Here is a 21,290-nt window from a genome sequence, read left to right as displayed (position 1 = left end):
AGTGGTAATATTACATGTGGAGAGTGTAGTGCTACAGAATTTTTACTTGAGGTGAAGAAATGAAACGCATTGGTATTTTAACAAGTGGTGGCGATTCACAAGGTATGAACGCAGCTGTTCGTGCAATCGCTCGTTCTGCAATGAACGCAGGCCTTGAAGCATACGGTGTTAAATTTGGTTATAAAGGCCTAGTTGAAGGAAATGTCTTTAAGATGGATTCTTTAAATGATTTAGATGGCATTATTAACCGTGGAGGTACTATTCTTCGTTCTGCTCGTTTTCCAGAATTTGCAGAAGAAGAAACGCAATTAAAAGCAATTGAACAACTTAAAAAGTTGGGAATTGATGCTTTAGTTGTAATCGGTGGAGATGGCTCTTATCATGGTGCAATGAAACTAACAAAACACGGTTTCAATTCTATTGGAGTTCCAGGAACAATTGACAATGATATTCCAGGAACAGATTTTACAATTGGATTTGATACCGCTGTTGGTGTTGCAACAGATGCGCTAGACCGCATAATTGATACAGCACGTTCTCATCAACGTATATTTGTTGTTGAAGTTATGGGACGTGGTGCTGGTGATATTGCATTGTGGTCTGGTATATCATCTGGCGCGGATGCAATTGTTATTCCTGAACGCAAGTTTGATGTTAAGGCTATTGCTGATAAGTTAACCGCTAATCGTAAAAAGGGTAAAGATTATGGAATTATTGTGATAGCTGAAGGCGTAATGTCAGCACAAGACTTTAAAGTTGAATTAGATAAACATGGTGACTTTGATAGTCGTGCTGTGACACTTGCACACGTCCAACGTGGAGGAATTCCAACCCCTAAAGATCGGGTATTAGCTAGTCGTTTTGGTGATTATGCTATTCATTTATTACTTGAAGGCAAAGGCGGTTTGGCTATTGGTATTCGCGATAATCAGCTTGTTGCAAAAGATATCATCGATACTTTAGAAAATCATAAGCATCAAACAGATGTTTCATTAGCAGATTTAAACGATCGGATTCGTTTTTAAGCTACTTTTGGAAAATAAATTATATTAAGTTAGTAATAACAGACATAAAAGTCAGTTTTACAATACTCTTAAAGGAGAGACTTTACTCATGAAAAAAACCAAGATTGTAAGTACACTTGGACCAGCTAGTTCAGATTTGGACACAATCGTAAAATTAATTGAAGCAGGTGCTAATGTTTTCCGTTTCAACTTTTCACACGGTGATCACGAAGAACATTTAGGCCGTATGAATTTGGTTCGTGAAGCTGAAAAGATTACGGGTAAGATGGTTGGATTGATGCTTGATACAAAAGGTGCAGAAATCCGGACAACAGTTCAAAAAGAGGGCAAACTACATTTTGATATTGGCGATGAAGTTCGCATTTCAATGGATGACACTCTTGAAGGAACAAAGGAAAAAATTGCTGTTACTTATCCAGGATTATACGATGATGTTCATGAAGGCGGTCATGTACTATTCGATGACGGTTTAATTGACATGCAAATCGAAAAGAAAGATGACGCTAATAAAGAATTAGTATGTAAAGTTTTGAATGAAGGCAAGCTAGGTTCACGTAAAGGCGTTAACGCACCTGGTGTTTCAATCAACTTACCTGGTATTACTGAAAAAGATTCTGATGATATTCGTTTTGGTTTAGACAATGAAATTAACTTTATTGCTGCTTCATTTGTTCGTAAACCACAAGATGTATTAGATATTCATGAATTATTAGAAGAAAAGCACATGGAACATGTGCAAATCTTCCCTAAGATTGAATCTCAAGAAGGTATCGATAACTTTGATGAAATTATTAAAGTATCTGATGGCTTGATGATTGCTCGTGGCGATATGGGTGTAGAAATTCCTGCAGAAAATGTACCTTTGGTACAAAAGAATTTAATCAAGAAGTGTAATGCTTTGGGTAAACCCGTAATTACTGCAACACAAATGCTAGATTCTATGCAAGAAAATCCACGTCCTACACGTGCTGAAGCATCTGATGTTGCTAATGCTGTGTTTGATGGTACTGATGCTACAATGCTTTCAGGTGAATCAGCTAATGGTGATTATCCAGTTGAATCTGTTGCAACTATGGCACGGATTGACGTTAAGGCAGAAAATGCTTTGCGTGAACATCGTGAATTTTCATTAAACCGTTTTGATAAGACAGATGTTACAGAAGCAATTGGTCGCGCTGTTGCTGAAGCTGCTAATAATTTGAACATTAAGGTTATTGTTGCTGCTACAAAATCTGGTCATACAGCACGCATGATTTCTAAGTATCGTCCAGATGCTGAAATTTTGGCGGTTACATTTGATGATCGTACTCGTCGCGGTTTGGCTATTAACTGGGGTGTATATCCTGTTATGGCAGAAGCTCCAGCATCAACTGATGAAATGTTTGCTTTAGCTACTGAAGAAGCTAAGAAAGCAGGTTTTGCTAAAGAAGGCGACTTAATCTTAATTACTGCTGGTGTGCCAGTTGGTGAAAAGGGTACAACTAATGTAATGAAAATTCAATTAATTGGTTCTAAGTTAGTTGATGGTCAAGGTGTAGGTGATGAAACAGTTATTGGTAAAGCTGTTGTTGCTAATTCTGCAGCTGAAGCTAATGAAAAAGCTGAAGAAGGCGGAATCTTAGTTGTTAAAGCAACTGATAAAGATTATTTACCAGCAATTGAAAAATCAGCAGCTTTAGTTGTTGAAAATGGTGGTTTAACATCACATGCAGCTGTTGTAGGTATTTCTATGGGAATTCCTGTAATTGTTGGCGCAACTAATGCAACAGATTTAGTTGCTAACGGTGAAGTTATCACAGTTGATTCTCGTCGTGGTATTGTATATCATGGTGCTTCAAACGTACTTTAATCATTAATATAAAGTTAAACAAAAAGACTCACTTTGTGGGTCTTTTTGTGGTGTATAGAGTTTTAAGAATTTTGTGCGTGTAAAGCTTGCAGTGCTAAAGTGTGAGCGCCTTGGTTTTGTTTTTCAGGAATCCATTGATATGTTACCAGAGAGAACTTTTCAAGTAAAAGTAGAATCTGTTGTAATTGTGTTGAATAATGTTTACTATATTGTTTATTGATGCTATCTATTACTATCTTACTATCAGAATATAAAAAAATGGCTTCTGTTGAATTAAATTGGGCTAGCGTTTCTGTTAAACCTTTAATTACAGCTAAAAATTCAGCTTCGTGATTGTCCATTGCTTTTAAGGGATATTTAAGTTGCAATTGTATATTTTTATGGATAATTAAAATGCCGGCACTACTTAAATCTTTCCGAGTAGCTGCATCTGTATAAAGTTTAATCAATTTTTATAACTCCTTTTACTTTTGTTATATTATATTGCTAAATCTTAATAGCTGTCTAGTTCTTATATTTGGTATAATTAAAAAAGAAATGAGGTGTTTTATTTGCAAAAAAAATTCTATTATCAACCAGATATTGCGACAAGCGTTACTTGCTGGTCGTATACAGCAATGATTCTTTTAGCTAGTTTATTATTATGGCTAGAAATTACAGTTTTTCAAGTTTGGACGGTGATTGCATTTGTTTTGTTTTTATTAGTAGCTGGAATTCAGATTCTTAGACGCCGTTTAATTATTAATGAAAATAAAATAACAATACAGGCAGTAATACCACTTAACAACAAAGAAATTAATCTTAATGAATTGGTTGCAGTTAAGAAAAAAAAGCAAAGAATATTATTAGAAACAAAATATATTAAGTATACACTTTTAGTAAGAAGTAAAACGCAAAATAATATTTACAATATTTTGAAATCTTTTGTATAATATTCGTCTTTTGATGATTTTTAATAGCTGAATTAATAAAATTTGGTTATTTAGAACCTAATTACTGACAAAAAGAAACTTTAACGGTATACTTATTTTATCTGATAAGGAGGTTTTTGCAGTGAAAGATATAGAGATTGCACAGCAAAGCGAAATGGCACCAATAGTTGATGTGGCTAAGAAAGCGGGTTTAGAACCTGATGATATTGAGCAATATGGTGCATATAAAGCTAAGATAAAGTTACCGTTAAAGAAAACTTATAATACAAAAAGAAAATTAATTTTGGTAACTGCAATTAATCCAACACCTGCTGGAGAAGGGAAATCAACAGTTACTGTTGGCTTAGGCGATGCATTACAGCAGTTAGATAAAAAGGTTATAATTGCTTTACGTGAACCATCATTGGGGCCTGTTATGGGTATGAAAGGTGGTGCGACTGGTGGAGGATATTCACAAGTTGTACCAATGGAAGATATCAATCTTCACTTTACTGGTGATATGCATGCTTTAACTGCTGCAAATAATACATTAGCAGCCTTAATAGATAATCATATTTACCAAGGAAACGCCTTAAATATTGATCCACGACGAGTTATTTGGAAACGAGTTTTAGATATAAATGACCGCGCATTGCGTCACGTTGTGATTGGCTTGGGTGGATTAACGCAAGGAATACCACGTGAAGATGGATTTGATATTACGGTTGCATCCGAGATGATGGCTGTTTTATGTTTGGCTAAAGATATTGCTGATTTAAAACAAAGATTAAGTCAAATAGTAATTGGTTATACATATACAAAAAAGCCAGTCACAGTTGGACAATTGGATGTGACTGGTGCATTGGCTATGTTATTGAAAGATGCTGTTAAACCTAATTTAGTACAAACACTAGCACACACACCTGCAATAATTCATGGAGGACCGTTTGCTAACATTGCACACGGTTGTAATAGCGTGCTTGCGACACAGACAGCGTTGAACTTAGCTGATTACACAATTACAGAAGCAGGTTTTGGAGCTGATTTAGGAGCTGAAAAATTCTTAGATATAAAAACACCTGTTTTGAAAAAGACTCCAGATACAATTGTAATTGTGGCAACTGTACGTGCTTTAAAAATGAATGGCGGTCTTGCTAAAAATGATTTAGACAACGAAAATATAGCTGCATTGGAAGCAGGATATGCTAATTTGCAAAAACATATTTACAATATGAAGCGTTACAATATTCCGGTTGTGGTTGCAATTAATCAATTTACAACGGATACACAAGCTGAACTTAATCGAATAAAGGAATTATGTGCAACAGACGATACCTACGCAAGTATAGCGAATGTTTGGGCAAAGGGTGGTACAGGTGCAATAGAGCTAGCTCAAAAAGTACTTGAAACAACTGATCAAGAACATGATTTTAAGCAATTATATGCACCAGAAGATTCAATAACAAGTAAAATTGAAAAAATAGTTACTGAAATATACGGTGGTGCAAAAGTTGAGTACAGTCCGAAAGCAAAAAAACAATTAAAACAATTTGCTGAATTGGGTTGGGATAAACTTCCTGTATGTATGGCAAAAACACAATATTCATTATCAGATGATGCTAAACTTTTAGGAGCGCCTAAAGGTTTTACAGTACATGTTCGCGAGTTTATACCTAAATTAGGTTCACAGTTTATTGTAGCTCTAACAGGTAATGTTTTAACGATGCCTGGTCTACCTAAATCTCCAGCTGCAAATGGGATGGATATAGATAGCGATGGAACTATTTCAGGATTATATTAAATAGAATGAATAAAATTGTAACATAGTGCAGTTAGCTAGGTTGCTTTAGTGAGGATAATCTGGAGCTTAAAATGTATAGTTACGTTTGAGCACAATTTACTGCCTGTAAATATCAAATATGCAAAGATAAAAATAAGTCTGGACTTTAGGCATATTCCTGAAGTTAAAGTGAAAATCACTTAACTTTGGGGGATATGTCATTGTGCCAGACTTATTTTTTACCAAACAATATCTATGATAATCTTGCCCTTTTTAATTAGAGGATGTATTCTACTATGTAAGAGTTAACTTAGAAATGAGGATCAATAGTGGTAAGAAAGGCATATTTAATTCGAAGTGAAAAAGGGTATAAAAAGATTCTAACAAAGTTAAAAAAGGACGGATATTTTTTTGAAAATCAGCAAGTAATAAATCCAGATGCTAGTTTTAAAGAAAGAATTGTCCTTGTCGAAAGTCAAGATAAAACATTAAAAATAGAATCTATTGCTAAGTATAATGGTGATGCTATGTACACATCTAAACGTTATAATTTAGAAATTGTAGATTAGTTGTGTTAAATTCGCTTTTTTTCTGGAACTAATGTACAATGTAATCTGGATATTTAGACGGACGGGGTGGTATTTTTGGAGAGTTGGTTATTTTTAGCAGTTATTATGTTAGTTGCATATTTTGGAAAAAATATGTCACTGATTATTGCTACAGGCGTTGTAATGTTATTAAAATTGTTACCAGTGTCGAATAAAATCTTTTCTGTTTTGCATACTGAAGGGATTAATTGGGGAGTTATTATAATAACAATTTCAGTCTTAGTACCAATTGCTACTGGACAAATTGGTTTTTCAGATTTGATAGCTGCATCCAAAGGCCCGGTAGGGTGGATTGCGATAGCATGTGGTATTTTAGTTGCAGTTTTATCACGAAATGGTGTTAGTTTACTAACCAGTTCACCGCAAGTAACAGTTGCTTTGGTCCTGGGAACAATAATCGGTGTTGTTTTTTTGAAGGGTGTAGCGGCAGGTCCTGTAATTGCTGCAGGGATTACTTTTTGTTTAGTAAGTTTATTGCATCTTAGTTTTTAAGAATTGAGGAGAAAAAATGTTAGCAGATTTAATAGGTCATCAAATTACCGCACAGGTGATGGATGAAAATGAAGAATATGTATTCGCACAAGCCGAGGGATTAACTTTTCGTTTAGCTAAAAAAGAACTGTTGAAATTGCCAAAACTAGGTGCAAACATAACAGGTTTTGCATACGAAAACGAGGACCATCAGTTACAATTAACAAAAATTGTTCCTAAGATAGGTATAGATCGTTACGCTTGGGGAGAAGTGGTAAATGTTAATCGTAGCCTAGGTGTTTTTGTTGATATCGGTTTACCCAATAAAGATGTTGCTGTTTCATTAGATGAATTATCTGAACTAACCAATTTATGGCCCAAAAAAGGTGATCGACTAATGATTGGTTTAAAGGTAGATAGCAAAGGGCGTTTATGGGGTGATTTAGCATCTGAAGAAATGATTCATGCTGTTTCAGTCAAAGCTGAAAATAAGTTGAAAAACAAGGATGTTACGGCCACAGTATATCGATTAAAAATTGTTGGTAGTTATGTAATTACAACTGATTACAACTTAGGATTTATTCATCCGACGGAACGAGATGAAGAACCTCGTTTGGGGCAAGTTGTACATGCACGTGTGATTGGTGTGCGTGATGATGGTACGTTGAACTTATCTTTAAAACCACGAGCGTATGAAGCTATAAGTGATGATGCTCAGATGTTATTAGCTGCGTTACAGCATAGCGCAGACAAGACTTTACCTTTTACAGATAAGAGTACGCCTGATGAAATTAAAGCCTATTTTGGAATTAGCAAAGGGCAATTTAAACGTGCAGTTGGACATTTAATGAAAGCAGGTCTTGTGCAACAAAAAGACGGTCTTTTGGTTTTAAATTAAGAGGGCGATTAGAATAAACAATATTGTAACAGATTATTTACACTATTTATTAGTTGAACGTGGCTTGTCAACTAATACAGTCGCTAGCTATCATAACGATTTAAAAAAGTTTTGCCAATATTTAAAGTTGAATAAAATTGTTAGTTTTGATAAAGTAACTAAACAAGTAGTTCTTGATTTTTTAGAGGCTCAAACAAATAAGAAAATAGCAAATGCTAGTATTTTAAGATTAATTACTAGCTTAAGAAAGTTTTTTCAGTATTTAATTGAAGAAAAAATAATTGATAGTAATCCATTGCTTTTGATAGATACACCTAAGAAAAAAACGAGATTACCAGAGGTTCTATCGCTGCAAGAGGTTGATAAATTATTACAAGTGCCAGATACAAGTAAAGCGCTAGGATTGCGAGATCGTGCAATGTTGGAGGTAATGTATGCCACTGGATTACGTGTTAGTGAGATTGCTAATTTAAGATTAGCGGATTTACACCTTGAACTTGGAATTATTCAAACGATAGGAAAGGGACAAAAAGAACGTTTAGTCCCAATTGGTGATGTTGCGATTACTTGGGTTGGTAATTATTTAAAGCTTAGTCGCCCTAAGTTATTAAAGCAAAAGCGCAACAATTATCTATTTTTAAATTTTCATGGAAGTAAATTAACGCGACAAGGTATTTGGAAAAATTTGAAAGCACAAGTTAGACAAGCTGGAATTGAAAAAAATGTCACGCCACATACGCTGCGACATTCGTTTGCAACACATATTTTAGAAAATGGAGCAGACTTAAGAATTGTACAAGAATTATTAGGTCATGCTGATATCTCAACTACACAGTTATATACACATTTGTCGAAGAAACGTTTAAGTGCAATTTATAACAATACTCATCCACGTGCGTAGTTTGTATTTAAAATAAAAGTATGCTATTGTGTAAAAGATGTTAATTGTACAGCTAGGGAGGCAAAGATGCTCTATAAATATAAAGAAAGTTACAAAAAAATTGCAATGGGGTTGCTCTCATTTATTCCTGGATTAAAAGAAATTTCACATCTTCAAACAGAACTAAACTGGTATACCAGTGAGAGCTCAAGGTGTTTGTATTTGTGGAAAAATGAGCATGGTGATTTTTGTGGCATTGTAGGGTTGGAAGTTAGTGATGATATTATTGTTATACGTCATATTGCGTTATCACCAGCTGAGAGAAATGAAGGAATAACATATACTGTTTTAGATGAAGTAGCACAACTATATCCTAGTGCTAAAATGATGGGCAGTTTAGAGGTAGCATCAATTATCACGAAATGGGAACGAAGAAAAAATGAACGAGAAAAACAAAATAGAAAACCAGAAACTAACCTTTAAACTGGCGACTTTTGAAGGACCATTAGATTTATTGTTGCACTTAATAAAAGAGAATCAAATGGATATATATGATATTTCAATGGCAACTATTACTTCTCAGTATATCGACTATTTGCATCAAATGCAGACACTTGAGTTAGATATTGCTGGGGAGTATTTGGTTACAGCTGCAATGCTATTAAATATTAAAAGTAGGATGCTTTTACCAAATGAACAAGCGCAAGAATCAGAAGAGTTTGATGATCCGCGTGAGGAATTGGTTCAACAACTGATTTTACACCAAACATTTCAAATGGCTGCAGGAAAATTCAAGGACTATGCATCTGAACGTCAAAAAAGTACAAGTCGTGAACAAGAACCGGTGCCATCAGATGCCAAGCTTGGTCAATTAAAACAAGGTACTTCGGTTTATGAATTACAGCATGCATTTGCACGTTTAATAACGAAAAAGCAACTTTCTAGGCCTGTGACCAGACAAGTACATATTGAACGTTATACTCTAAAAGAAGAAATGGTTCGTTTAAAAGCACGCATTTTTACTACTAAAAATGCTATTGAATTTACAGAAGTAGTAAGTGATGAAACTGATACAGAACAGTTAGTAACGGTTTTTTTAGCTCTTTTAGAATTAATTAAAAGAGGTGCAGTGATAGTATCTCAAGCAACGACGCTAGGTCCAATTATAATGAGAAGTGGGGAAGATAATGCTCTCGAATCAAGCTAAAATTGAAAGTCTCTTATTTGTTAGTGGCGCGCAAGGTATCACATTAGGTGAACTTGCACAATTAACTGGTCTTTTGAAACCAGCTATACTGGAACAGTTGGAGAAATTAGATTTAAAATATAAAGCTGATAAAGGCAGTTGTCTAGCGTTATTACAAGCTGATGAACGCTATCGTCTCGCCACGAAAAAAAGTTTTTCGCCATTAGTAAGACAGTATTTTGAATCGCCAACAGTTACTGAACTTTCAGGAGCTGCATTAGAAACGTTAGCAATTATTGCTTACAAGCAACCCGTGACTAGAATTGATATTGATGAAATTCGTGGAGTTCAATCAAGTGGGATGGTTCAAAAACTACTCTTGCTAGATCTAATTGCTGAAAATGGACGTTTAGATTTACCTGGACGACCAATACTGTATGTAACAACAGAGAACTTTTTGGATTACTTTGGGTTACAATCCTTATCTGACCTACCACCGCTTGAAAAAAGTATTACTGAAGACGAAAAAGAGCCAACAGATACGGATTATTTAGAATTATTTCAACAGACACTTGCATCTAATGATAACGATGATGAAGGAGATATTTAATGGCGGAGAGACTACAAAAAGTAATGGCAAATGCTGGAATTGCATCACGTCGTTCAAGTGAAAAAATGATTTTAGAAGGTAAAGTTAGTGTTAATGGCCAAGTTATTCATGAACTAGGTACTAAAGTTGACAGCAGTGATGTTATCTTAGTAAATGGTCAGGGGATTGATGTAGAGAAAAAAGTCTACTATCTTTTTTACAAACCACGCAGTGTTATTTCAGCAGTTAGTGATGATAAAGGCCGTAAAGTGGTAACTGACTATTTTAAAGATATACCTGAACGTATTTATCCGATTGGAAGACTTGATTACGACACATCTGGTATTTTATTATTAACAAATGACGGACAGCTTGCCAATATTTTAATGCATCCGCGCTATAAGGTTGATAAAGTATATGTGGCTAAGGTAACAGGGCTGCTTAAAAACGATGATTTGAAGAAATTACGCTTAGGAGTAATGATTGACGGCAAAAAAACAGCGCGAGCTAAGGCTAAGGTTTTAAGTAGTGATAAAAATAAGAAAACATCGATTGTGCAATTGACGATTCATGAAGGTAGATATCATCAAGTTAAAAAAATGTTTAAAGCATTGGGATATCCTGTGCAAAAACTTAAAAGAGAGCAATATGGCTTTCTTGATTTAACCGGACTTAGCGCTGGAAAGTATAGAAAACTAACAAATGCAGAAGTTGAACGGCTTAAAGAACTAACGACAAAATTTAAGTAATAAATATTTAAAAATTAACTTGTTTTTATACTGAAGCTATGGTAATATAATCGTATAAATTAATATATTTTGGTTTATCTTCAGGGCAGGGTGAAATTCCCGACCGGCGGTATAGTCCGCGACCCTCGTTAGAGGTTGAATTGGTGAAACTCCAATACCGACAGTATAGTCTGGATGAAAGAAGATAGGGTTTTATTTAACGAGAAAAGTAAAATGAAAACTCTATTGCTCTGAAACGGCAATAGAGTTTTTTTGTTAGATAAAATTTTGCATGAAGATATACCTGTTATAATAGGAGGGCTTATTATGAGTCATTTATCAACTAGAAAGTACGTTATAATAGCGTGCTTAGCGGCAATATCTTATTTATTGATGTTTTTATCATTTTCAATTATTCCATTAGTACCATGGATGAAAATTGATTTTGCGGACATTCCTATTTTACTTGGTTTTTTTACACTGGGTCCATTAGGTGGTGTAATGATTGCGATCGTTCGTTCAATTTTGTATTTGATTATTTCAGGTATCTCAGTTGCTAGCATAATTGGTGTTGGAACTAATTTATTAGCTAGTTTTGCTTTATGTCTTCCAATTTATTATGTATTGAATAAAAAAATTAATGCAGGTATAAAAGATTATACTTTAGCTACTATAGCGGGAACAACAAGTTTAACCTTTTTCTTATCTATAGCTAACTGGACTGTTATTACACCGTTATATATTGCAGTTCTAGGAATGAAATTAAGTGTACCTTTAAATCAACTTATTTTATTTGGAGTTGTACCTTTTAATCTTATAAAAGGTGTGGTTGTAAGTGCATTATTTGCAGTGATTTATGTAAAATTACATGCTTGGTTACAAGCTAAAGCACGACAACTCTCAACACATTAATAGGGTAATTAATAAAAAACACTCATACATCAGAGCGTTAAAGTAAGGGACAAATGTTAGGTTTTAGTCTAGCATTTAAAGATTACTTTAATTAGATGTATGGGTGTTTTTTTGCAATCATACGAAATTAACTCTTGAAAAAGTTACCATTTAATTGCCGATAGTAATTAAGCGAAGCACTTTGTAAGCGTAAACGATTTGATAAGGTAGAGTCACTTAACTCTTGGTGGCTGATTATAAAATAACAAATAGCATTTTGATAAAGTTGTCTAGGCTGAAGTGTAATATTAATTTTGGGCTGATCTTTTTTTAGATATTTGTGTAAAGCAGGGAGGGTGAGACATGGATCAGCTAAATTGATATGTTGTTTTAAAAATAGATTTGAAGTGCCTTGTTTTTTTTGAAGAGGAGCAAGGAAACTATTATATGCCGTAAGAAATTTTAGTTCTGAATCAGCAAAATTTTCACGTGCTACAACTTGATAAAAATTTGGTTGGAGTATTTCTGTAATAGTGTAAAAATGGCTAATTAATAATAATACCATTCGAGTATAATACGACAAATTTTCATCGGTTAGATATTCAGTTATACTATTAGTCCAATCTAAACGAATAGTTGACTCTTTTGTACGTTTTAAACCTTTTAAAGCGATGGTAGGTAGACTATTAGAAAGCTTATTTTGAAATAAGAATATAAAGTAAGTATTAAGGTGAGTTAAAACTTTATTATACGTTGTATTTTTAATATTGCGATTTAGTTGTAGCATATTGAAGTATGTTTTAATATCGGTTTCTTCTAAATCGGAAAGATCAGGATTGTTTTGATATAAAACATTGAATTTTCGTAGATAATTAAATAAATCGTCAACATCATGCTCTATATCATTAATAGTAGAGTTTTCTAGCATTCTATCATTTTGTAAATAATAGCGAAATCTTTTTGCATACGGAAAGTTCATAAAGGTACCTCCATAAAATGTTACTTTAACTAACAATGTTATTATACCATATCCTTTGAAAATATAAAGATTAACAGTTCCTCAGATTAACAACAAACTATTTATACCCCGCCGGGGCATGAGCAAAGCGCACGCATACCCTAGTGAGGTATAAAAGTGCATCTTTTTTGACGTAGAATAAACTGAATTGATACAATAAAGACATTAAAGTGTTTAGGAGATGATATGGATGTTACAAATAGGTACAAAAGCACCAACATTCAAATTACCAGATCAAGATGGTATTTTTCATACATTAGAAGATTATCAAGGGAAAAAAGTAGTCTTATATTTTTATCCTAAAGACAATACAGCGGGTTGTACTAAACAAGCATGTTCTTTTGGAGAACTCTATCCGCAATTTACGGAAAAGGGTGCAGTTGTTTTAGGCATCAGTAAGGATTCAGTTAAATCACATAAGAATTTCCAAGAGAAATATGAATTGCCATTTACTTTGCTTTCAGATACTGATAAAGATGCAATTAGCGCTTATGATGTTTGGCATGAAAAAACAAAAGGAAAAATGGGAATTGTGCGTACAACTTATCTTATTGATGAAAAAGGAATAATTACTAAAGCATACGAAAATGTTAATGCTAGTGAGAATCCTAGTGATATGTTAGCTGAAGTTTAATGCGAATTATCATATCACCAGCAAAGAAAATGGTAGATGCTACAGATGATTTCGCTAGTCAAAGTCTACCTAACTATCTTGCAAATACTGAGCAGATATTACAATATCTTCAAGCCTTGAGCTTTGACCAAATAAAGCGTATTTGGAAATGTAATGACAAGTTGGCACAATTAAACTATGCACGTATTCAAAATATGGATTTAACACAAAACTTGACACCTGCTATTTTTTCTTACGAAGGAATTCAGTATCAATCAATGGCACCAGATGTTTTTACGCAAAAGCAATTGGATTATATTAGCGAACATTTGCGAATTTTATCGGGTTTTTATGGAATATTACGGCCGTTTGATGGTATAAAACCGTATCGGTTAGAGATGCAAGCAAAAGTTCAAATAAACCGATCAAAAAATTTGTATAATTTTTGGGGAAGAAAACTGTATAATGAGCTATTTACTGCTAATAAGCTGGTTGTAAACTTAGCCTCAAAAGAATACTCTAAGGCAATTACACCGTATTTAAAACCAGAAGATGAATTTATTACATGCGTATTTGGCGTTTGGAAGGCAAATAAAGTTGTAGTACGCGCCACAGAAGCTAAAAAAATCCGTGGTGACATGGTTAGCTTTATGGCGAAAAATCAAATTGAAAAATCAGAAGAGCTAAAAGGGTATACTGGCTGTAATTATCATTTTGTCAAACAATTATCACAATTAGACAAGTATGTATTTTTACGGGATTATCAAGATTAAATATAATTAGTTATTTTAACTTATAGAAATAAATGTTTTAAACCAACAAAAAAACTCTGTCACCTAGGGATTAATCGCAGCGACAGAGTTTTTTTAATTAGTGAATTTTAGAACAATTTCTTTTTATTAGGTGCTCGATAAGTAAAACCTTCACCTGTTACTTCGCTAACATCAAAGATTGAGATAAATGAATACTTATCATGCTGAGTAACAATTCTTTTTATAGCGGTAACTTCGCTAGGACTTACAACACAATAAATAGCGCGTCCTGGCTTTTTAGAAAAGCCACCTTCTATATCAAGATAGGTTACGCCGCGGTCCATTTGACTCATAATATCAGTTGCAATCTGTTCGTTAGCGCCGGAAAAGATAATGATACCGCGTGCAGAATAGGCACCTTCCATAGTAAAGTTGATTACTCGTGAGAAAACATACGATGCTAAAAGAGTATACATCATTTTACGAATATCGACATAACTTAAAGAAGCAGCTAAAACAACAGTATCAAATATTAATAATGTTTTTCCCATTGCCACGCCTCGTTGTTTCTCAAAGATACGAGCAACAATATCTGCACCACCAGTAGTGCCATTAAAGCGATAAGTTAATCCAAGACCAATACCTGCGATTAAACCGGCAAGAATTCCGGCAATAAATAAGTCGTGGTGAATATTAATGCTAAATGAAAGGCGTTGCCAAATCCAAATCCAAACAGAAAGAATGCCAGTACCATAAATGGTGTAAATAAGTGCACGCTTACCTAAATAACGTAATCCAATTAGGACAAGGGGAACGTTGATTGCTAATGATGAAAAGGCAGGGTCAATATGGAACCAGTAACGCACAATTAGTGCAATACCTGTGACACCACCTTCTGCCAAATTATTAGCCATGTTGATTTTAACGAAGCCTAAAGCATACATTCCGCAACCGATTGTTATCATTAAAATATCTAAAAGGCTAATTTTTTCTTTTTCTTCAATAGTACTCAAAAAAACTTGACCTCCTTTTTGAATTTTATACTGTGCAACTATAATAGCATTTTTTTAATACTAAAGGCGAGAAGTAGCTGCGATTTCTAATGTATTTCTCAATTGTTCTAAGTGTGCTAAAATAATGTAGAATAACTTAATTAACGTAAAGGATGAGATAATATGGTCAAAGTTTTAGTTGCAGGTTTTAAAGGTAGAATGGGAAATACAACTGTTCAAATGGTTCTAGAGCATAAGAATTTTGAATTGGTGGGTGTTTTTGACCCGATGGCTACGGAAAAAAATTTGAATGAAAACCCAGCATACAAAGAGACAAACGTCCCTGTATATACACAGCTTTCAGATATTAAAACTACAGATCCAGAAGTCTGGATTGATTTTACTCGTCCAACTTCAGTTTTTGATAATGCTAAATTTGCTTTAGAAAATGGTATTTCTCCAGTTATTGGAACAACAGGAATGACTGACAATCAAATTAAAGAATTACAAACTTTAGCAAAGAAAAAGCAAGTAGGCGGGTTAATTGCACCTAATTTTGGTATTTCGGCTGTCCTTTTGATGCAATTTGCACAACAAGCAGCAAAATATTTACCAGATGTTGAAATAATTGAAATGCACCATGATAATAAGCTAGACGCACCATCAGGAACAGCACTTAATACGGCTAAATTAATAGCTGAAGTTCGTAAAGAGCATTATCAAGGAAATCCTGATGAAAAAGAAGTTCTTAAAGGAGCACGTGGGGCAGATTATGAAGGAATGCGAATCCATGCAGTTCGTTTGCCAGGGTATGTAGCTCATGAACAAGTTCTTTTTGGCGGTAAGGGTGAAGCATTAACTATTCGACAAGATTCTTTTGATCGGATTTCATTTATGTCAGGTGTTGCAGTAGCAACAGAAAAGATTAGAAACTACTCTGAGTTAATGATTGGGTTGGAAAATATCCTGTGAAAATTATAAATTTACCTCAACCATTTAAAGATGCTCTGCCTATTTTGGAAAAACTTCGTGATGCAGGGTTTGAAGCTTATTTTGTTGGCGGTAGTGTGCGTGATACATTATTAAATTTACCAATTCATGATGTTGATATTGCAACCAGTGCTTATCCTGAAGAGATAAAGAACTTATTTTCTAAAACAGTTGATACAGGTATTGAACATGGAACAGTTATGGTATTAGACCATGGAACAGGCTATGAGATTACTACTTTTAGGACAGAATCAACGTATCAGGATTATCGCCGGCCAGACAAAGTTCAATTTGTACGTTCATTAGATGAAGATTTAAAACGCCGAGATTTGACGATTAATGCACTTGCTTTAAAAACAAACGGTGAAATTATTGATTTATTTGGTGGCTTAAAAGATTTAGATAAGCATTTGCTACGTGCTGTTGGAGTTGCAAATGAAAGGTTTCATGAAGACGCCTTGCGCATGATGCGGACAGTCCGTTTTGCTAGTCAACTAGATTTTAAAATTGATAACGAAACTTTGACTGCAATTAGCCAAAATGCAGCTTTGCTATCCAAAATTTCAGTTGAGCGAATTCGAGTCGAATGGATTAAACTTTTGATAGGTAAAAATCCGCGAGCAGGTCTTGAAGATTTTCTGAAAACAAAACTTTATATGTATTGCCCACTATTTGAGTTAAAGGAAGCCGGACTAGAAAAAATAAAGACGATTCCCAATCTTAAATTAGATAATGAAGAACAGTGTTGGACGTTAATTGCAACTTGTTTTGAGTTAACAGCTGAGGAGGCTGGGCAATTGGTCCACGCTTGGAAATGTTCAAAAGAATTAAAAATGAATGTAACTAAAGCGAAAAAAGCAGTTGAAGCGATGTTAGCTAATGAGTTAACACCATATATACAATATTTAACGGGACGTGATATGCTGGAAGTTGCGTGTCGGGTTGTTCAATTAATAAATATTACTGATTATACCAGTATGTCTGTAATGTTAGCATATGAAGGATTACCAATAAAAAGTCGCAAAGATCTTGTGGTTGATGGCAATGTGTTACGCCAGTTTTTAAACATTGAACCAGGGCCACAACTTGGTAAAATGCTTATCCAACTTGAGCTAGCTGTTGTCAATAGAAAAGTGCGCAATGAAAAACTAGCTTTACTGGAATATGCTCAAAAGTTAATAGTAAAATAGTGTGTTACAAAATGCAGCTATTTGAATGTTAGGAGTGAATACCAAGAAGATGCAGACTTTACGGGTTGAAGGATTAACCAAAACATATGGCGAGAAAACATTATTTGAAGACTTAAATTTTATTGTTAATGAACATGATCGAATTGGGTTAATTGGCACAAATGGTTCTGGGAAAACAACGTTATTGAATGCTTTAACAAATATAGATCCAGCCGATAAGGGCGATTTGATTAAACCGAATAATTATCGAATTGGTTATCTTATGCAAAACCCACAGTTAGATCAAAATAAATCTATCATTGAAGCAGTGTATGATGGTGCTAGCCCAGTGTTTCAAACCGTGCGGCACTATGAAGAGATTTTAGCAAAATATAGTGCTAATCCAGAAGATGAGAAACTTCAAAGCTTATTTGATGTAGCTGAAAAAAAGATGATGCAAGAAGATGCATGGAATGTGGAAAATGAAGTTAGCACAATTTTGACACAATTACACATTACAGATTTAGATCAGAAAATTGCGACACTTTCAGGTGGCCAAAAAAAGCGGGTAGGGTTAGCACAAGTGCTGATTCAAGCTCCTGATTTGTTAGTGTTAGATGAACCTACGAATCATTTAGATTTTGATTCGATTGCTTGGTTAGAGGATTATTTAGCAAGTTATAAGGGTGCATTACTTATAGTAACGCATGATCGTTATTTTTTAGATCAAGTAGCAACGCAAATTTTTGAGTTGTCTTTTGGAAAGTTATATCAATATACTGGAAATTATGAATCTTTTGTTGAGCAAAAGGCTCAGCGTGTTGAAACACAGCTGACGATGGAGCATAAGCAACAGCAATTATACAAAAAAGAACTTGATTGGATGAGGACAGGTGCTAAAGCACGTACGACAAAGCAGCAAGCACGTATTAACCGTTTCAATGATCTCAAGGAGAATTTAAACAACGTTCAATTTGATGATGATGTTAATATCAATTTAGGTCAACAAAGATTAGGTAAAAAAGTTCTTGAAATGAAACATGCAAGTTTGAGTTTAGGAAAACATAAAATTTTACGGGATTTTAATTTACTTATACAGGCAGGACAGAGAATAGGTATTACGGGTGTAAATGGTGCCGGGAAATCTAGTTTTTTGAATGCACTAACCGAAGAATTGCCACTTGATAGTGGTGAGATAATTCGCGGGGAAACAGTAAAATTAGCATATTATCGGCAGCAATCAGAAAGTGTTCCAGAAGACAAGCGGATTATAAGTTATCTAAACGAGGTTGGTGAAAGCATAGTTACTAAAGATGGAGAGCGTATTTCAACGACGAGCTTATTAGAACAATTTCTTTTCCCACGCTTTATGCACGGAGTACTGATTCGCAACTTATCTGGTGGTGAAAAACGGCGGTTATACTTATTAAAGTTATTAATGGAACAACCTAATGTCTTATTACTTGATGAACCAACTAATGATCTTGATATCGGCACATTAACTATTTTAGAAGATTATCTAGATAAATTTAACGGTACGGTGATAACTGTTTCGCATGACCGGTATTTTTTAAATAAAGTGGCAGATAATTTATTAGTTTTTGAAGGTAATAGTACTATAATTCGTTATACAGGCTTATTTACCGACTATTTAGCTGAAAAAAAGAAAAATGATATTTCACAGATAAATACTAAGAAAACAGTAAAAAAGAGTACAGTACCTAAAGCAGAAACTAAGAAAACGAAATTAACTTATGCGGAAAAAATTGAATATTCTCAACTAGAAACGCAGATAGATGAACTAGAGACTAAAAAGAACTCCGCTCTTTTAGAAATGAATAATATTTCTGGGACCGATTATGGTCATTTAGGTGAATTACAGCAAGAAATTGATACCTTAGATGAGCAAATATTAAATAAAATGAATCGATGGGAAGAACTTAGTCAATACGTAGATTAGAGAGGAAGTAGAGAATGGCAGTTTTAGAACAACCTTATTTACAATTGATTCAGGATATTTTGGATCATGGTCATGCAAAAACGGATCGGACAGGAACAGGAACTAAGAGTCTATTTGGATATCAAATGCGTTTTGATTTGAGCAAAGGATTTCCCTTATTAACTACCAAAAAAGTTCCTTTTGGTTTAATAAAGAGTGAATTGTTGTGGTTTTTGCGTGGTGATACAAATATTCAGTATTTATTAAAACATAAAAATCACATTTGGGATGAATGGGCTTTTAAGAATTGGGTAACAAGTTCAGAATACACAGGCCCAGATATGACTGATTTTGGATTACGTGCACAAACAGATGCTAAGTTTAAAAAAGAATATCAAGAACAAAAGAAAATCTTTTGTGAGCAAATTGTAGATGATGACAACTTTGCAAAGAAATTTGGTAATCTCGGTGATGTATATGGAGCACAATGGCGTCATTGGCAAACCCGTTCTGGTGAAACCATTGATCAAATTCAAGATGTAATTGATGCAATTAAAAAAACGCCTGATTCGAGAAGATTAATTGTATCCGCATGGAATCCAGAAGATGTTCCGGTAAGTGCATTACCACCATGTCATACTTTATTTCAGTTTTATGTGGTTGATGGCAAGTTGAGTTGTCAACTTTATCAACGAAGTGGCGATGTTTTTTTGGGTGTCCCATTTAATATTGCTAGTTATGCTTTATTAACCCATTTGATTGCTCATGAAACAGGCCTTGAGGTTGGTGAATTTGTGCATACACTTGGCGATGCACATATTTACTCAAATCATTTTGAACAAGTTAAAGAACAATTAACGCGTACACCACTGGATGCACCGACACTATGGTTAAATCCAGATAAAAATAATATCAATGATTTTGAAATGGAAGATATCAAGTTAATTAACTATAAGAGTGCGCCTGCAATTAAAGCACCTGTAGCAGTCTAGGAGGAACGTAATGTTATCATATATTTGGGCTGAAGATACAGAACATCACATTGGAAAAAATGGGAGTTTACCATGGAATTTACCTGCTGATTTAGCATATTTTAAAAAAGTGACGCGAAACCACCCAATAGTTATGGGAAGAAAAACGTTTAATAGTTTTCCCAATTTCTTACCTGGACGCTTACATGTTGTTTTGACACATAGTCAAGAGTTAAAAAAGCAAGCACAAAATGACACTAGGCTAGAAGTTGTTTCTTCAAAAGAAGAACTTTTTGATTGGATTAGCTCGCATAACGATGAAGATATATTTGTAATAGGGGGTTCCACGCTTTTTTCTTTGTTAAAAAACAAAGTTGAACGTCTCTATCAAACTAAAATTACTGGTGATTTTATGGGCGATGTTTGTATGCCAGAATTAGATTATACGAATTTTGACTTAACATCTGTTGTTTCTGGTAAAATAGATGAAAAAAATAAATTTCCATATGAATTTAGAATTTATGATCGAAAAAAAATTTGAAATAGTAACCTGTAAATAATTAATTTTATTTACATAGCATTTATAAATATGAATATAGTATAGAGTTCGGAGAAATTTCCGGACTTTCTTTTTTTGAATATTTGGAGTTAGTTACATTCAACTCGGTGATATTTTCTTGCTAATTTTGTCTTACTTTTTTCCTATGATTAAGTCAAAGGTTTATTTTGAGTTGTAATACTATTTCAGATTTAGATAGCTAATATTGGAATATCCATCGATGGTTTTAAAAACTGAGTATACTAAATAATCCGTAATATTATTGGGATTGTGAGTCCATAGATGTATAAATGTACGTTACTATGGCATAGCAATATTTTAGTTCAGACTGTGGCGACCTTATCTCTTTTGAATTAGGTCGTTTTTTAGTAGGATGGTAATTATAAATTTTATGTTTTTTCAGTAACAAAGTTGTAAAAAGAAAGCAAAATGAGTTAAAATTAAAAAGATTAGCAATACGAATTAATGAAA

At 34.0% G+C, this 21,290-nt stretch carries 23 protein-coding genes and 1 riboswitch; of the genes, 20 read left to right on the top strand and 3 right to left on the bottom strand.

Annotated features, from left to right (window positions below; genetic code table 11):
• Positions 1-59 precede the first annotated feature (59 nt).
• Both pfkA and pyk read left to right on the top strand, forming a co-directional pair.
• Positions 60-1,025, top strand: a complete 966-nt coding sequence (gene pfkA / locus LB941_RS02330) for a 6-phosphofructokinase (RefSeq protein WP_253359153.1) — start codon at positions 60-62, stop codon at positions 1,023-1,025.
• A gap of 88 nt (positions 1,026-1,113) precedes the next feature.
• Positions 1,114-2,874 (top strand): pyruvate kinase, encoded by a 1,761-nt coding sequence (gene pyk, locus LB941_RS02325; protein ID WP_253359152.1) that lies wholly within the window; start codon positions 1,114-1,116, stop codon positions 2,872-2,874.
• 62 nt (positions 2,875-2,936) lie between these two features.
• On the opposite strand, the gene LB941_RS02320 is transcribed toward pyk, so the two are convergent.
• Positions 2,937-3,323, bottom strand: a complete 387-nt coding sequence (locus LB941_RS02320; protein ID WP_253359151.1) for a ribonuclease HI family protein — start codon at positions 3,321-3,323, stop codon at positions 2,937-2,939.
• A gap of 102 nt (positions 3,324-3,425) precedes the next feature.
• On the opposite strand from LB941_RS02320, the gene LB941_RS02315 reads away from it, so the two are divergent.
• The 11 genes from LB941_RS02315 to LB941_RS02265 all read left to right on the top strand — a co-directional run bounded on the left by LB941_RS02315 (position 3,426) and on the right by LB941_RS02265 (position 11,837).
• Positions 3,426-3,806, top strand: coding sequence for an EbsA family protein (locus tag LB941_RS02315; protein ID WP_253359149.1), 381 nt, complete (start codon positions 3,426-3,428; stop codon positions 3,804-3,806).
• A 121-nt stretch (positions 3,807-3,927) separates the two neighbouring features.
• Positions 3,928-5,586, top strand: a complete 1,659-nt coding sequence (locus LB941_RS02310; RefSeq protein WP_253359147.1) for a formate--tetrahydrofolate ligase — start codon at positions 3,928-3,930, stop codon at positions 5,584-5,586.
• 308 nt (positions 5,587-5,894) lie between these two features.
• On the top strand, positions 5,895-6,134 hold the full coding sequence (locus tag LB941_RS02305; RefSeq protein ID WP_253359145.1) for a hypothetical protein: 240 nt from the start codon (positions 5,895-5,897) through the stop codon (positions 6,132-6,134).
• Between the two features lie 75 nt (positions 6,135-6,209).
• Positions 6,210-6,665, top strand: coding sequence for a DUF441 domain-containing protein (locus LB941_RS02300; RefSeq protein ID WP_253359143.1), 456 nt, complete (start codon positions 6,210-6,212; stop codon positions 6,663-6,665).
• Between the two features lie 16 nt (positions 6,666-6,681).
• A complete protein-coding gene (locus LB941_RS02295; RefSeq protein ID WP_253359142.1) occupies positions 6,682-7,542 on the top strand; it encodes a S1-like domain-containing RNA-binding protein in 861 nt (286 codons plus the stop codon).
• A 7-nt stretch (positions 7,543-7,549) separates the two neighbouring features.
• A complete protein-coding gene (gene xerD / locus LB941_RS02290) occupies positions 7,550-8,443 on the top strand; it encodes a site-specific tyrosine recombinase XerD (RefSeq protein ID WP_253359292.1) in 894 nt (297 codons plus the stop codon).
• A 66-nt stretch (positions 8,444-8,509) separates the two neighbouring features.
• Complete coding sequence (locus tag LB941_RS02285) at positions 8,510-8,905, top strand: N-acetyltransferase (RefSeq protein WP_253359141.1); 396 nt, start codon at positions 8,510-8,512, stop codon at positions 8,903-8,905.
• Positions 8,862-9,629, top strand: coding sequence for a segregation and condensation protein A (locus LB941_RS02280; protein ID WP_253359140.1), 768 nt, complete (start codon positions 8,862-8,864; stop codon positions 9,627-9,629). Before LB941_RS02285 ends, LB941_RS02280 begins: the two co-directional genes overlap by 44 nt.
• The gene (gene scpB, locus LB941_RS02275; protein WP_253359139.1) at positions 9,610-10,218 is read left to right on the top strand and encodes an SMC-Scp complex subunit ScpB; all 609 of its coding nucleotides are present in this window, start codon (positions 9,610-9,612) and stop codon (positions 10,216-10,218) included. The genes LB941_RS02280 and scpB overlap by 20 nt, the downstream gene beginning before the upstream one ends.
• Positions 10,218-10,946 carry a pseudouridine synthase gene (locus tag LB941_RS02270; protein ID WP_253359138.1) on the top strand — a complete coding sequence of 243 codons (729 nt, stop codon included), beginning with the start codon at positions 10,218-10,220 and terminating at the stop codon, positions 10,944-10,946. The genes scpB and LB941_RS02270 overlap by 1 nt, the downstream gene beginning before the upstream one ends.
• A gap of 72 nt (positions 10,947-11,018) precedes the next feature.
• Positions 11,019-11,136: riboswitch (FMN riboswitch) on the top strand.
• A gap of 116 nt (positions 11,137-11,252) precedes the next feature.
• A complete protein-coding gene (locus tag LB941_RS02265; RefSeq protein WP_253359137.1) occupies positions 11,253-11,837 on the top strand; it encodes an ECF transporter S component in 585 nt (194 codons plus the stop codon).
• Between the two features lie 127 nt (positions 11,838-11,964).
• Here LB941_RS02265 and LB941_RS02260 read toward each other — a convergent pair whose 3' ends face one another.
• On the bottom strand, positions 11,965-12,795 hold the full coding sequence (locus LB941_RS02260; RefSeq protein ID WP_253359136.1) for an integrase: 831 nt from the start codon (positions 12,793-12,795) through the stop codon (positions 11,965-11,967).
• Positions 12,796-13,024: 229 nt separating this feature from the next.
• Between LB941_RS02260 and LB941_RS02255 the strand changes: the two genes are divergently transcribed.
• Together LB941_RS02255 and yaaA are read left to right on the top strand one after the other, a co-directional pair.
• On the top strand, positions 13,025-13,468 hold the full coding sequence (locus LB941_RS02255; protein ID WP_253359134.1) for a peroxiredoxin: 444 nt from the start codon (positions 13,025-13,027) through the stop codon (positions 13,466-13,468).
• On the top strand, positions 13,468-14,220 hold the full coding sequence (gene yaaA / locus LB941_RS02250) for a peroxide stress protein YaaA (RefSeq protein WP_253359132.1): 753 nt from the start codon (positions 13,468-13,470) through the stop codon (positions 14,218-14,220). The genes LB941_RS02255 and yaaA overlap by 1 nt, the downstream gene beginning before the upstream one ends.
• A 107-nt stretch (positions 14,221-14,327) precedes the next feature.
• Here the strand turns inward: yaaA and LB941_RS02245 are convergent, their stop codons facing one another.
• Positions 14,328-15,164, bottom strand: a complete 837-nt coding sequence (locus LB941_RS02245) for a YitT family protein (protein ID WP_253359290.1) — start codon at positions 15,162-15,164, stop codon at positions 14,328-14,330.
• 210 nt (positions 15,165-15,374) lie between these two features.
• Between LB941_RS02245 and dapB the strand changes: the two genes are divergently transcribed.
• From dapB to LB941_RS02220, 5 genes are read left to right on the top strand one after another with little or no spacing between them, the layout of a single operon-like run.
• Positions 15,375-16,163, top strand: coding sequence for a 4-hydroxy-tetrahydrodipicolinate reductase (gene dapB / locus LB941_RS02240; protein ID WP_253359130.1), 789 nt, complete (start codon positions 15,375-15,377; stop codon positions 16,161-16,163).
• The gene (locus LB941_RS02235; protein ID WP_253359129.1) at positions 16,160-17,371 is read left to right on the top strand and encodes a CCA tRNA nucleotidyltransferase; all 1,212 of its coding nucleotides are present in this window, start codon (positions 16,160-16,162) and stop codon (positions 17,369-17,371) included. Before dapB ends, LB941_RS02235 begins: the two co-directional genes overlap by 4 nt.
• A gap of 49 nt (positions 17,372-17,420) precedes the next feature.
• Positions 17,421-19,310: an ABC-F family ATP-binding cassette domain-containing protein gene (locus tag LB941_RS02230; RefSeq protein WP_253359288.1), complete on the top strand. Its 1,890-nt coding sequence runs from the start codon at positions 17,421-17,423 to the stop codon at positions 19,308-19,310.
• A 14-nt stretch (positions 19,311-19,324) separates the two neighbouring features.
• Positions 19,325-20,281 (top strand): thymidylate synthase, encoded by a 957-nt coding sequence (locus tag LB941_RS02225; RefSeq protein ID WP_253359128.1) that lies wholly within the window; start codon positions 19,325-19,327, stop codon positions 20,279-20,281.
• A 10-nt stretch (positions 20,282-20,291) separates the two neighbouring features.
• Positions 20,292-20,801 (top strand): dihydrofolate reductase, encoded by a 510-nt coding sequence (locus LB941_RS02220; protein WP_253359127.1) that lies wholly within the window; start codon positions 20,292-20,294, stop codon positions 20,799-20,801.
• The last annotated feature ends 489 nt before the right edge of the window (positions 20,802-21,290 follow it).

Origin of the sequence: Ligilactobacillus ubinensis, from assembly GCF_024160875.1 — a bacterium.
GTDB classification, from domain to species: domain Bacteria; phylum Bacillota; class Bacilli; order Lactobacillales; family Lactobacillaceae; genus Ligilactobacillus; species Ligilactobacillus ubinensis.
This window is presented reverse-complemented; position numbering and strand designations above follow the sequence as displayed.